Source organism: Nodosilinea nodulosa PCC 7104 (assembly GCF_000309385.1).
Lineage (GTDB): Bacteria > Cyanobacteriota > Cyanobacteriia > Phormidesmidales > Phormidesmidaceae > Nodosilinea > Nodosilinea nodulosa.
This window is the reverse complement of sequence record NZ_JH976538.1, coordinates 624367-637080: the sequence shown is the minus strand read 5'-3', so window position 1 is coordinate 637080 and position 12714 is coordinate 624367. Positions and strand designations below refer to the sequence as shown.

Genomic DNA, 12714 nt, shown 5'->3' with positions numbered 1-12714 from the left:
TGAGGGGGTGAGGGGGTGAGGGGGTGGGGAAGACCTTGTTTATCTCTTCGGGCTGTGGTTTTAGTGGGGTAGTCGTGGTGATGTATATCCAGTAAAGTTTTCCTCTCGTCCTGATGGGGTGTCGACGGATAGGTAAAATCTGAAGCAAAGCAGCATGGGCGCACTATGACAGGGACCACCTCGATTCGCGGGTCGAGCACCGTAATGACCGATTTTGCCAACTTTGCCCCGCCCGAAATTACCGGCGATCGCGTTCTGGCCGCCATTGATGTGGGCACCAACTCCATCCACATGGTGGTGGTTAAAATTCAGCCCGACCTACCTGCCTTCACCATCGTTGACCGCGAAAAAGAGACCGTGCGTCTGGGAGACTTCAACGAAGCCACGGGCGGCCTGTCGGAGGCGGCGATGGCGCGGGCCATCAGTGCCCTGCAACGCTGCTGCGCGATCGCGACCAGCCTCAAGGCCGAAGACATTGTGGCCGTCGCCACCAGCGCCGTGCGCGAGGCCAGCAACGGCCAAGAATTCATCGATCGGGTTTACAAAGACGTCGGCCTCGCCATCAACCTGATCTCGGGCACTGAAGAAGCGCGCCGCATTTACCTGGGCGTGCTTTCGGGGATGGAGTTCAATGGCCAGCCCCACGCCATCATCGACATTGGCGGCGGCTCCACCGAACTTATTTTGGGCACCGGCGAACCCCATCGCTTTCTCAGCAGCACCAAGGTGGGGGCGGTGCGGCTGACCTCGCAGTTTGTCTCCACCGATCCCATTGCAGAGGCCGAATTTAGCACTCTGCGCGCCTACGTGCGGGGCATGGTAGAACCCAATACCAGCAAGCTTAAATCGCACCTCACCAGCGAAGAGCCGATCCAGCTGATCGGCACCTCGGGTACGATCGAGTGCCTGGCCGCCCTGATTGCTACCGAGCGCCTAGGCCTGGTGCCCGACCCCCTGAACGGGTTTCAGATCACCTACGAGGAGCTCTCAAAGCTGGTGGAAACCCTGCGCCAGGCCACCTATGCCGAGCGCCTGAACATGCCGGAAATGTCGCCCCGCCGGGCCGAGATCATTGTGGCGGGGGCGGTGATTTTGCACGAAACCATGGGCCTGCTGAAGGCCGATCGCATCACCATCTGCGAGCGCGCCCTGCGGGAGGGTGTGGTCGTCGACTGGATGCTCACCCACGGCCTGATCGAAGATCGGATGCAGTTTCAGCAGTCGGTACGCCAGCGCAATATTCTAAAAACCGCCAAGAAATACAAGGTTCACCTCGATCGCTCCGAGCGGGTGGCCCAGTTTGCCATGGATTTGTTTGAGCAGACCTGGGGCAGCCTGCACACCTGGGGCAACCTGGAGAAAGAGCTGCTCTGGGCCGCCGCCATTCTGCACAACTGCGGCCATTTTGTCAGCCACTCGTCGCACCACAAGCATTCCTACTACCTGATTCGCCACGGCGAGCTGCTGGGCTACACCGAAACCGAGCTGGAGACGATCGCCAACATCGCCCGCTACCACCGCAAAAGCGCGCCCAAGAAAAAGCACGACAGCTACCGCAATCTGCCCACCCGCTACCACCGGCAGATGGTTACTCACCTGAGCGCTCTGCTGCGCCTGGCGGTGGCCCTCGATCGCCGGGGGATTGGTGCGGTCAAGAGCATTCACTGCAACTTTGACGCCGACGCCCACGTGCTGAACATGGAGGTAAAAGCCGCCTACCCCGGCGACGACTGCGCCTCAGAGCTGTGGAACCTGGACTATAAAAAAGAGTATTTCGAGCAGGTGTTTGAGGTGAAGCTGCTGGCTCGCCTGGCAAGCTGAGGGGAGGCTGAGGGGGAATCGCGCCCTGCCGCTCACCTCTGCTGCTGATTCCCAGGATTTGGGCCAGGGGCCTGCCGAACCCGGAGCAGTTCAGGGGCTTCGGGCCTGGGGGAGGGTTCCAGGGCATTTTCGGCAGGGGCATTGAGGGTAGTTGGTTCGAGCTGCGGAACGGGGCGATCGCCCCCGTGGCTAGCGGCCAGGGCATCGTCCGAATGGGGCGCAATGCGATCGCCAGGGGCGGGCTGGGGTTGAGGGGGCGTCTTGCTGTTGCGCTGGGATTGGGGCGAGGGGGCCTCGTCGCTCCAGGCCCGCCAGGCGGCTCTGGCCCCGGCTAAAAAGCTCTTAGTGCCCGAATTCAAGCGCTTGGCCCCAGTCTGGGCTGTAGTGATGCCTTGGCTCACCTGCTGCACCACCTGCCCTGCCCCCTGCACCCCCTCAGTGACATCGTCGGTCAGTTCGGTAATTTCGAGGCTGGTGAGGCGAATGGCCTCTAGGGTGGGCGGCAGCTCGCGCCCCAGGGTGTCAAAAAACTTTTCGGCGCTGCGGGCCGCCCGCCCCAGCTCGCGCAGGGCGGGTATAGCCACCATCAATACCGCCGTCAGGCTAACGACGACCAGCAAAAACGATAGGGCTAGCCAAAACAGCGGGTCGGTCAAAGTTAAGTGCTCCTACTCTTGGTCATCTTTACTCCTGAGTAGAGCCATTGGTGGCCACCGGAGCTGCCTGACTCAGGTGCTCGTACTCCTGGCGGCTGGCCTCTTGCCCGGCGGCGATCGCCTCCCGCAGTCGGGTCAGGGTTTGCTCCCAGTTGACCAGGGCCGACTCCGACAGGCGATCGGCCTGGAGATGCACCGATGTGGAGAGATCTTCTACCAGCTCAGGCAGAGCATCGGCAGACTTTTTCAGAATGCGACGGGTTTCGCGCCCGGTTCGGGGGGCCATCAGCAGGCCTGCCACCGCTCCCATCGCGGCCCCTAGCATCAGTCCCCCAACGAACCCTCCAGATTGCTTGTCGCTCATCGTGTTTTTGTCCTGTGGGTAGCCAATCGTTGACCCTAAAACTGCCTGGCCTGCGCTTTCAGCGCGGGCTGAGACAATCCTACCGTTTCTCAGATAACGCCATTTTAATCCTAGGGCTGGGGCGTCGACCTCTAACCCTCAGCCAGCGATTAGCCATGGGGAAAATTCCCACCACGCCCATTACCTGCTCTAGGCGCTGAATCTGAAACTGAAGCAGAGCATAGTTCTGCCGCAGATAGGCCGTCCCCGTCTGGCCCCGCAGAATGGCCGGAGGGACCGCCACCGGGTCGAGGATCCTGCGGGCATTGCGATCCCAGTTCGCCAGGGCATCGGCCACGGCCCCCAGAGTTTTGCTCAACCGCCACAGCCGCCAGGCCACGAAAAAGCAAAACAGCGCAATTACTAGATTTAGGCCAACGGCAACCGCAATCACAATTTTCGCCCTATCCTTTTAACTTGGCTAGATCATAACGGTATTTTGACAAAGCGGTATTTTGGCGCTGCAATATTCTGACCCCACTGCCCTGAACCCACCGCCGTCATGCATGTCGTCGTGAGGATATTTTTCCGTTGGACACCATTGCTAAAACCCTGGACGTGGACCCCAGCCGGGGGGTAGACGAACCCTCGGGCCGCCCCCACCTGCCCCACAAAACCCTGACGGCGGCGCTGGGAGCCGCCCAGGGCAATACGCTGATCAAGCTGGCCCCCGGCACCTACAGTGCCGCCACCGGGGAGCGGTTTCCCATCACCGTGCCCGACGGGGTGATGATTGCGGGGCAGGAGGCCACCCAGGGCCAGGGGATTGTCATTGCCGGAGCGGGAGCCGGGCCGGGCGGCAGGTCGGTGGCGCTGATCATTCAGGGCCAGAGCCAGCTGCGGGGGGTGACCGTGCACAACCCCCAGGGCATCGGCATTTTAACTAACTCGGGGGCGGCTTTAGTCAGGGCCTGCCGCCTCAGCCAGTGTGCGGTAGGGATGCAGGTGGCCGGAGCCGCCCGGCCCCTCCTGATCAAAAATCAGGTCGAGGACTGTAGCGATCGCGGCCTCAGCTTTACCGAACAGGCCAGGGGCGAGGCCCGAGACTGTAGCCTAGAGCGCTGCGGCACCGGCATTGACCTAGACCAGACCGCCGCCCCGCTGATTCGCGGCTGCCAGTGCTCCAACAACCAGGTCGGGGTGAGGGCAGCCGGGGCCACCAGCCCGGTGCTGCGGCAAAATCGGCTGGTGCAAAACCAAACCTTTGGCCTGGTGGTGCAAGACTCCAGCCGCCCCGATCTGGGCCAGCCCGACGACCCGGCGGCCAACATTTTGCGCTACAACCGCCAGGGCGACCTGCGCAACGACAGCCGCCAGAGTCTGCTGCTGGTGGGCAACGATGTGGTGCCCCAGGCCTTGGTCGGCACCGTCACCCTAGGGGCCAGCCAGCAGCCCGACCCCGCTGCGGTGCCGCCGATGCTGCTCCATGGGGCTGGCGGTGGGGCAACGTCTCAACGTGAGGACCAGAACGGGGGATCATCGCCAAATCAACCCCTTGACACCCCTGCACCTCTGCCCCCTGACCTGACCAACGGCACCGCCCCCCCAGCTCCGGCGGCATCTCCTCCCAGCCGCTTTAGCGATTTGGGCAATCACTGGGCCACGGCCTATGTTGAATCGCTGGCCGATCGCGGCCTGGTCAAGGGCTACCCCGACGGCACCTATCGCCCCGATGAAGCCATCAATCGGGCTCAGTTTGCCGCCCTGGTAGCGGCCAGCTACCGCAGTATTGCCCCGGTGCGCGAGGCGGTAGCTTTTGTGGATGTGCCCCCCAGCCACTGGGCCGCCAGCGCCATCGACCAAGCCCAGCGCCAGGGCTTTTTGGGCGGCTACCCCGACCATACCTTTCGCCCGAGCCAGGGTATGGTGCGGGTGCAGGCTATGGTCGCGGTGGCCACGGGCCTGGCGCTGCCGTCGGCCCCGGCCAGCCTGTTGGGGGTCTACCGCGATCGCGCCCAAATTCCCAGCTACGCCATCGATGCCCTGGCCAGCGCCACCCAGGCAAAGCTGGTGATCAACCATCCCGATGCGGCCCAGCTGCGGCCCCGGTCAACGATCACCCGCGCCGAGGTGGCGGTGCTGATCTACCAGGGACTGGTGGCCCAGGGAAAGGCCCCGCCGCTCAATACCGTCGCTACCCCACCCCCTACCATGGCCCAAGGCTCCTTCCCCGACATTCAAACCCACTGGGCGCTGGACTTTATCCAGGGTCTGCTGAATCTGGGTCTGGTGCAGGGCGACGAATCGGGCCACTTTAACCCGGCCCAGCCCATGAGCCGCGCCCAGTTTGCGGCCCTGGTCAGCCGCGCCTTTGCCCCCGCCCCCCGCAGGCCTGCCCAGCTGTTTCGCGATGTGCCAGCGGGCCACTGGGCTGACAGCGCCATTCAGACCGCCTACCGGGGCGGGTTTCTCTCGGGCTTCCCGGACCAGACCTTCGGGCCAGAAAACCCCCTACTCCGATCCCAGGTGTGGGTGGCTCTCATCTCGGGGCTATCGCTATTGCCCAACCAGCCCGGCAACCTGAGGCTGCTGGAGAGCTACCGCGATCGCGCCACCATTCCCGACTACGCCGTGAGCGCGATCGCCAAAGCCACCCAGCTCAACCTGGTGGTCAACGTGCCCGACATCGCCCAGCTCCAGCCCAACCGGGTGGCCAGCCGCGCCGATGTGTGCGCGGCGGTGTACCAGGCCCTGGTGCTGCAGCTGCGATCGCCCCGCATCGACAATCCTTTTATCGTGCGGCCCTAGAAGCAGAGACCGGCCAACAAACGTGGCTCAATTCTGCCTGGCTCAATTCTGTCTATAGTAGGGGGATAAAATGGCCGGGTCCCTGGTCCCTATGCAGCCTCTCAAATGCCATGATGTCGCTTCCTAGGCCAATCGCCAAGCCCCTTGCCGCAGTGGGATTAGAGGGGGCTACCCTGGCCCCTTACCTGGCCCTGAGCCTGTGGGTGGGTCTGCTGCTGCTGCTGCGCAGCCCCCTGCAAAGCCTGATGCCCCACGACGAGGGCTGGTACGCCCAGCAGGCTCGGTGGATCGTAGAAACCGGCGATTGGGTAACCCAGCAGTGGTGGGGCGCCCCCGTCTACGATCGGATGATGGGCCTTCAGTGGCTGATCGCCGCCGCCTACAAGCTGTTTGGGGTGAGCGAGGGGTCAGCGCGGCTGCCGGGGGCGATCGCCTGCTGGGCCGCCGTTCTGCTCACCTACGGCATCGGGCGGCGATGTCTGACGCCAAAAATAGGGTTTTGGGGCGCGGCGATTCTAGCCGCCACCCCGATTTGGATGCAGGCCTCGCGGCTGGCAATTCAGGACGTGCCCCTCACCGCCCTGGAACTGCTAGGTATCTGGGCCTTGCTCCAGGCCGAAGACCAGCCTCGCCGTCGCCTGGGCTGGGGGCTGCTGGCGGGCATCACCGTGGGGCTGGGCTTTATGCTCAAAAGCGTCATGGTAATTCCGGTGATGCTGGCCCTGGGGCCGTACCTGGTGATGGATCACCGCCGCCACCGCCACCTGCTCAACCCGGCCCTGTACCTGGGGCTGGGGGTGGGTATGGTGCCTGCGATCGCCTGGCTAGCCCTCAGCGTCGACCGCTACGGCTGGCTGCCGATTCAGGGCAACTTTAGCCATCTTGTCAACCTGGCCGAAGAGGACTTCCACGGCGTCGGGCCGCTCTACTACTTTTGGAACATTCCCCTCAACGCCTTTCCCTGGCCGCTCCTGGCCCTGCCGGGGGTGTGGATGGGGTGGCAGTCCCCCTATCGCCGCAAGTGGCTTTGGCTGGGGTATCCGATCGCGCTCTTTGTCCTGCTCACGCTGTTTAAAACCCGCACCTGGTACTACCCGCTCCAGCTGCTGCCCTTTGGGGCGCTGCTGGCCGCCCTCACCCTCACCACCCTGGGGAAAGCCTACACCTCCCGGTTCAGAGCCCGCCAGGGGCTGATCAGGGGCCTGACCCTCACCCTGTCCGCCGTGGGTACAGTGCTGATGGTGGCGGGGCTAGTGGCCCTGCTGAGACCCCAGTGGATACCGCTGGAGGGAGCCTGGCGCTACGCCCTGGTGGCGATCGCGGCGGGGCTGGGCTGGTGGGTACCGCTGTGGGCCTACAGCCGCGATCGCCAGCGAGCGGCGGCCCGCCTCAGCCCGACCCTCTGGCAAGCAGGGTGGCTGCTGGGGCCGTGGGGGGCGATCGCGCTGCTCTACGCCACCGGGCTGTGGGGCAACTACAACCCCGATGTTAAAACCGCCATGGTCACCCCACCCCTACAGCCCATTGTGGCCAGCAACCCGGTCAATGCCGTCTTTAACTCCGTCGGCGCGGGCGACGAAGATTCAGTGCTGCTGACCTTCTACACCCCCCATCCGGGCATCGCCACGAATGACTGGCGCACCCTGGCCTCGGGCAGCTACGCTTGGATCACCCCAGTCGATGCCCAAGGCCTTCCCCCAGGAACCCCTCGCCTGGGGCAAGTGCGCGATTGGGTCCTGGTGCAGATTCCGTAATTTCCGGTTGAAGCATCCGTAGAGTTTTCCTAAACCTATGTTTTATACGCTACAGACATGGGCAGGTTAAGGCTATGGTCGATGGCAAGGTCACAGCGTCTTGCCTAGACCACAACCTTACATACTTGGAGTAGTGAACGATGGCTAAGTTTGGGGTGAAAATGACGGCAACGGTCGCCCTGGGAGCGATCGCAGTGGCGGCCACAGCCACCATCGCCCAGGCCCAATCGAGGGTAGACTGGCTGGCCAGTGGCGACACCATGTCCTACGACGGATACCTGATGGCGAACGAATCGGTTTTTGCCAGCTGCGACAGTGACTGTGGCGATCTAGATTTATTTCTTTACGATGCAGTGTCGGGCGAACTGGTGGCCTCAGACACCCTGGTCGATGCTGCGCCGGTGGTGGTGGCCCCCTACGAGGGCAACTTTGTGATTCAGGTGGTGATGTCCAGCTGTAGCCTTGAACCCTGCGAAACCTGGACTGACTCGGACGCCGGGTTCTAAGCCAGAGCCATCGCCTAATCTTGGTAACTAAAACCCCCATGGGGAGGCGATCGCTTCCCCATGGGGGTTTTAATAGGCAGAGCCTCCAACGAGCATTTCAATCCAGAGCACTGGAACGGGGAGTCGCGAATACTGAACCGGCGTTTTAGAGCTGAGGTACCGATAGCTGGCTGCGCCTGGTCGGAATGGGCACCAGGCTGTTGGAGTCTGCGTCCCACAAAATGAATCTGGCACAGCCCGGCATATCGCTCAGTCGGAGGGTTTTTACGGTTTTGAGCAGGTGGCTGTTGGCGCGATGGCAGGCCGCAAGATTGTAGTTAGGAATTCGCTCCGAGAGGTGGTGAATATTGTGATAGCTGATGTCGGCGGTAAACCAGCGCAGCACGGCGGGCAGCTTTAGATAGCTGCTGCCCTCAATCGCCCCACGAACGTAGTCCCAATCGGCGGTTTTGTGGGCGTAGGAGCCTTCAAAATTGTGCTGCACAAAGAAGATGCAGATAAAAATAGCGCCTGCGATCGCCAAAATAGCTGAGTACAACCCAAAGAAGAGAACCGGCCCGATTAGTCGGCTCAGCAGCAGCCAGCTAGAAACAACAAAAATATTATTAAAGAGCAAATCCCAAAATTCTCCCGCCGTTTGCCAGTGTTTAGAGCGGTGGGAAGAGATAATAGCGCCCAAACCCGCAGCACCGTCACGCTTCAAACAGGCTATTCCATAGACGACAAAATCGTAAATGCCCAGAACCAGGGCCAATCTAGGCTTAATCGCCAGATAGAAAAATCCCCCCGGTAGAGTCATCAGCGGCTGGCGGATAAAACCGTAGAGTTTTTGGTCAGCGGCGCTGAGCTGATCAAACTCCTCCACTGAAAGAAAATCGGCTATGCCACGATACCGTTCCCAATCGCCATTGGTTTTGTGGTGGTAAGCATGATCCCGTGACCAGGCGTACTGGGGCATCGCGTTGATCGACCCCAGCAAAAAGCCCATCACCCTGTTGACTGTTTTAGAGCGAAACAGAGAGTAGTGCCCGCAGTCGTGCATAAGCGAGAAGCAGCGCAGCAGGAACAGCACCATCAAAATAATGATTGGCGGCAGCAGCCACAGCGAAATTGAAGCCGCCTTGACCGCTAAAAACCATAGCCCAACGTAAGGGAGGACGGTGTTGAGAATTTGAAACGTGGCCCGTCGGTCATCACTTTTCATGTAGGGAGCTAAAACAAAATCGGATTTTTTATGCATGGTTTATATGAGGCCTCTAAAGCCCTAACTGGACGATTAATCTAAGCCTGAATGGATGTATTTAACGGGCTACTGCAAGGGGAAATGCTGGCACAGCGTATTTGGCATACAGCCTTTCTTAATCCATGAGGTACAGCACAATCCCTGAAGCCCTTGTCACGCAAAAATCTCAGATCTAAATCTGTACCTCACCCATCCGAGAACTGCTGTAAGTTTATTTCGAAGCAGCAAAAACACTGCTGATCTCCGGCTTTACAGGCAATCCGACGCTTGGCCAGGAACTCGGCATTGGGCGCAGCGCATTCTGCTTTTCTACTAAAGCTTCAGTGGCGTAGAAAAGCTAATCTGCCGAATTAAACAAGCGGTACTAAATCGACGCAGCCAGGGACGGCATCAGCAAATTGGAAGATCCTTCTAGCGCTGGGTTTCAAGGGCTATTGATAATAGCCGATCGCGCCAGAACCTCAAAAAACAAAACAGCCGTCATATACACCTCGCAGATTTGTGGAACACTGACCAGTCATCGGCGGGCATTCTGGCTCACTCAATTTTGAATTTTGGACCTTAGATTTTGGGCAGCTATCGATCCAAAATCGCAAATCTAAAATCGCAAATCGGCTTACAGTTGCGGGACAGCGGCAGAGTTGCACTGCTCTTTCCCGGTTGCCTCTGGCGGCTAATTTCACCAGAACCAATGCGTCTTGTAACGTAACACAATCCAAGGCCAATCAGCATAGTTACCTAGCCACTGATGCGCAGTGGTTAGCCCACAGCCACAGCCCAGGTTCAGGTGTGCCTGGGGCGCTCGGCGCGGGCGTCCTGCCTGCGACTCTGAAGCTGCCTGGCCACCAGCCTTAGCCAAACTGCTTCTTAGCGGCTTCGTAAACCTCGACGGTAATCAGGCTCAGGCCCTGATCCTGGGCAAATTTCTCAATTTTTTTGCGGGCAGCAGGGCGCACAAAGAAGGGAATCTCCTTTAAACGGGCGTCGGCGTCGGGGGTCCATTCCATAAAAGCGTTCAGATTTGTGTAAGCGTGAATTTATCAGCAATTGAAGCGTTTTGGAAACCGGGCCGCTAAGGCTGAGCGGGCGGCCTTCCCGTTTTTGGCGGATCGCTTTAATCCTTTTGGCATGGGGCTTGTAGGGTGCGCGGTTGAGCCGACCCAACTCTCTGCGCGGCTGTTTAACCAGCTAGAAGCCGCTATCCTAGAAAAGCGAGTTTTGAGGGATACGCAGTGCAAACCCCAGACCCCATTCACGTGATTGGCGGCGGGCTGGCCGGTACCGAGGCCGCCTGGCAGGTTGCCCAGGCCGGGGTGCCCGTGGTGCTGCACGAAATGCGTCCCCACAAAACATCCCCTGCTCACCACAGTGAGCATGTGGCCGAGCTGGTGTGCAGCAACTCCTTTGGGGCAATGTCGAGCGATCGCGCCTCGGGCCTGCTCCACGAAGAGCTGCGCCAGTTAGGTTCAGTGGTCATAGGCAAAGCCGACCAGCACCAGGTACCCGCTGGCGGTGCCCTGGCGGTCGATCGCGGCGTTTTCAGCCAGGATCTAACCGCAACCCTGGAGCGCCACCCCCTGATCGAGCTGCGCCGCGACGAGGTGACCAGCATTCCCGCCGACGGCATTGTGGTGCTGACCACTGGCCCCCTGACCAGCGATGCTCTATCGGTGGATTTAGAGCGCTTTACTGGCCAGGGCTACATGAGTTTTTTCGATGCCGCCAGCCCGATTGTGGTGGGCGAGAGCATCGATCAGTCGGTGGCGTTTATGGCGTCGCGCTACGATCGCGGCGAGGCGGCCTACCTCAACTGCCCCATGAACCGGGAGCAGTACCTGCATTTTTGGACCGAGCTGTGCAACGCCGAACAGGCCGAACTCAAAGACTTTGAGCGCGAAACCGCCAAATTCTTCGAGGCCTGCCTGCCGATCGAAGAGATGGCCCGCCGTGGCGAAGACACCATGCGCTACGGCCCGCTCAAGCCCGTGGGCCTGTTTGACGCTCGCCTAGGCGATTTCAAAGCTCCGGAGAACAAGGGCAAAAAGCCCTACGCCGTGGTGCAGCTGCGGCAAGAGGATAAGGGCGGCCAGCTGTGGAATATGGTGGGCTTTCAGACCAACCTGCGCTGGGGCGAACAGGCAAGGGTGTTTCGGCTGATTCCTGGTTTAGAAAATGCCGAGTTTGTGCGCATGGGGGTGATGCACCGCAACACGTTTTTGAACTCGCCCGAGCTGCTGCACAACACCCTACAGTTCAAGGCGCGCCCGACCCTGCTGGCAGCGGGGCAGCTGGTGGGCACCGAGGGCTACACGGCGGCGGTGGCCGGGGGCTGGTTGGCGGGGACGAACGCGGCGCGGCTAGCGCTGGGCTACGATCTGCTAACGCTGCCGCCAACCATGATGCTGGGGGCGCTAGTGGACTTCATCACTTCGGCGGAACCCAAGCACTTTCAGCCGATGCCGCCGAACTTTGGCATTTTGCCGCCGCTGCCGACGCGGGTGCGGGGCAAGAAAGAGCGCTACGGTCAGTACCGCGATCGCGCCCTTAGCGACCTGCACACCTGGGCCGCTGACCGGGGCCAAAGACTACACCCCGAGACAGCCCTCAGCGCCACCGCCTAGTGCTGCTGGACGGCATCAAGCCCCCTGCCCCCCTAGCCCCACGGACTCCTGCGATCGGCCATAGTCCAGAAACTGAAGCCGCAGTTTACTAGAGAGTTTGCTGAGGGCTGATCTAGCCAGCATCTATCGATAGCTCTGCCCGGCGGAGTATTACATTCTCTGGAGAGTTTGTTAGAATTTGCAATGGTTAAGGGAAGGTTATAATCAGCTTAATAATAAAGACAAGGGGTGACCTATGACCCAATTTAATTCTTCTAACAATCGCCGCGAAGTAGATAATTTTCTCACTCCCCGCAGTAGCTACTACGGGGAGTTTTCGCCTCAGCACCTTACCTTCAACGCCAATCTCCAAGAGTTTGCCCACCGAATCAGCTACATATCGGGACTGCAAACCGGCGGCAAGCTCTCACCCGACGAAGCCTATAGCCAAATTAAGGCCCTCTACAAACAGCTCAAGCAGAGCAAGAAGGGACTGGAAATGTGATGCCTGCTGCTGCTCGAAAAGGCTACTGCTGAATCCAAATCTTGGCTTCGGCCAATTGCGCATTGGTAAACACCTTCACTGGACAGGGCAGCGCAAAACCAAAGACTTTCGTGGCAGCGCGAATCCAGTCTTGGTCGGTCACTACGGCGATTTTTTCCCAAGCGGTTAGGTGCTGTAGCCCCACCTTGGCGTCGTCCCACATGGCTTCTATGTTGAAGGCGGTGAAGTCGGCGCCAAGCTGGTACAGCAGGCGGATTTTTTCATGCTGCTTCAGCCTGGCCTCTACGGCTGGAATCAGAACCGTTTCGTAGTCCTCTCCGGTGACCTGACCGTGGGCTGTCATAGCCAAGATGTGATTGGGTAGACCCGGTATTAGTTCAATCATGGGCTGTGTTCCAACGACAGTTTTGTTGCAGTACTTCAGCGCTGTTGGGTTTTCTCCCCTGGAGACGCTACGCGAACGCTTCGCTCAACACCA

At 60.2% G+C, this 12714-nt stretch carries 12 protein-coding genes and 1 riboswitch; of the genes, 6 read left to right on the top strand and 6 right to left on the bottom strand.

Features of this window, described 5'->3' with window-relative positions:
- The first annotated feature begins 165 nt into the window (after positions 1 to 165).
- Positions 166 to 1821, top strand: a complete 1656-nt coding sequence (locus LEPTO7104_RS0131135) for a Ppx/GppA phosphatase family protein (RefSeq protein WP_017302483.1) — start codon at positions 166 to 168, stop codon at positions 1819 to 1821.
- 32 nt (positions 1822 to 1853) lie between these two features.
- Here the strand turns inward: LEPTO7104_RS0131135 and LEPTO7104_RS39700 are convergent, their stop codons facing one another.
- The 3 genes from LEPTO7104_RS39700 to LEPTO7104_RS0131120 all read right to left on the bottom strand — a co-directional run bounded on the left by LEPTO7104_RS39700 (position 1854) and on the right by LEPTO7104_RS0131120 (position 3274).
- The gene (locus LEPTO7104_RS39700; protein WP_017302482.1) at positions 1854 to 2477 is read right to left on the bottom strand and encodes a DUF948 domain-containing protein; all 624 of its coding nucleotides are present in this window, start codon (positions 2475 to 2477) and stop codon (positions 1854 to 1856) included.
- A 28-nt stretch (positions 2478 to 2505) separates the two neighbouring features.
- Positions 2506 to 2841 (bottom strand): YtxH domain-containing protein, encoded by a 336-nt coding sequence (locus LEPTO7104_RS0131125; RefSeq protein WP_026073242.1) that lies wholly within the window; start codon positions 2839 to 2841, stop codon positions 2506 to 2508.
- Between the two features lie 79 nt (positions 2842 to 2920).
- Positions 2921 to 3274 (bottom strand): hypothetical protein, encoded by a 354-nt coding sequence (locus LEPTO7104_RS0131120; protein WP_017302480.1) that lies wholly within the window; start codon positions 3272 to 3274, stop codon positions 2921 to 2923.
- Positions 3275 to 3411: 137 nt separating this feature from the next.
- On the opposite strand from LEPTO7104_RS0131120, the gene LEPTO7104_RS0131115 reads away from it, so the two are divergent.
- From LEPTO7104_RS0131115 to LEPTO7104_RS0131105, 3 genes are all read left to right on the top strand, one after another.
- Positions 3412 to 5628 carry an S-layer homology domain-containing protein gene (locus tag LEPTO7104_RS0131115; protein ID WP_017302479.1) on the top strand — a complete coding sequence of 739 codons (2217 nt, stop codon included), beginning with the start codon at positions 3412 to 3414 and terminating at the stop codon, positions 5626 to 5628.
- 110 nt (positions 5629 to 5738) lie between these two features.
- Positions 5739 to 7382 carry an ArnT family glycosyltransferase gene (locus LEPTO7104_RS0131110; RefSeq protein WP_155524023.1) on the top strand — a complete coding sequence of 548 codons (1644 nt, stop codon included), beginning with the start codon at positions 5739 to 5741 and terminating at the stop codon, positions 7380 to 7382.
- A 140-nt stretch (positions 7383 to 7522) separates the two neighbouring features.
- Entirely contained in the window at positions 7523 to 7888 is a 366-nt protein-coding gene (locus LEPTO7104_RS0131105) for a hypothetical protein (RefSeq protein WP_017302477.1), read from the top strand.
- Between the two features lie 145 nt (positions 7889 to 8033).
- Here the strand turns inward: LEPTO7104_RS0131105 and LEPTO7104_RS0131100 are convergent, their stop codons facing one another.
- On the bottom strand, positions 8034 to 9128 hold the full coding sequence (locus tag LEPTO7104_RS0131100) for a fatty acid desaturase (protein WP_017302476.1): 1095 nt from the start codon (positions 9126 to 9128) through the stop codon (positions 8034 to 8036).
- A 508-nt stretch (positions 9129 to 9636) separates the two neighbouring features.
- Positions 9637 to 9839: riboswitch (cobalamin riboswitch) on the bottom strand.
- Between the two features lie 143 nt (positions 9840 to 9982).
- On the bottom strand, positions 9983 to 10138 hold the full coding sequence (locus LEPTO7104_RS0131095; protein ID WP_017302475.1) for a PCP reductase family protein: 156 nt from the start codon (positions 10136 to 10138) through the stop codon (positions 9983 to 9985).
- A 225-nt stretch (positions 10139 to 10363) separates the two neighbouring features.
- Between LEPTO7104_RS0131095 and trmFO the strand changes: the two genes are divergently transcribed.
- Together trmFO and LEPTO7104_RS0131085 are read left to right on the top strand one after the other, a co-directional pair.
- Positions 10364 to 11752, top strand: coding sequence for an FADH(2)-oxidizing methylenetetrahydrofolate--tRNA-(uracil(54)-C(5))-methyltransferase TrmFO (gene trmFO, locus LEPTO7104_RS0131090; RefSeq protein WP_017302474.1), 1389 nt, complete (start codon positions 10364 to 10366; stop codon positions 11750 to 11752).
- 235 nt (positions 11753 to 11987) lie between these two features.
- Complete coding sequence (locus LEPTO7104_RS0131085; RefSeq protein WP_017302473.1) at positions 11988 to 12236, top strand: DUF7219 family protein; 249 nt, start codon at positions 11988 to 11990, stop codon at positions 12234 to 12236.
- Positions 12237 to 12258: 22 nt separating this feature from the next.
- On the opposite strand, the gene LEPTO7104_RS0131080 is transcribed toward LEPTO7104_RS0131085, so the two are convergent.
- Positions 12259 to 12621 (bottom strand): SpoIIAA family protein, encoded by a 363-nt coding sequence (locus tag LEPTO7104_RS0131080; protein ID WP_026073240.1) that lies wholly within the window; start codon positions 12619 to 12621, stop codon positions 12259 to 12261.
- Between the last annotated feature and the right edge of the window lie 93 nt (positions 12622 to 12714).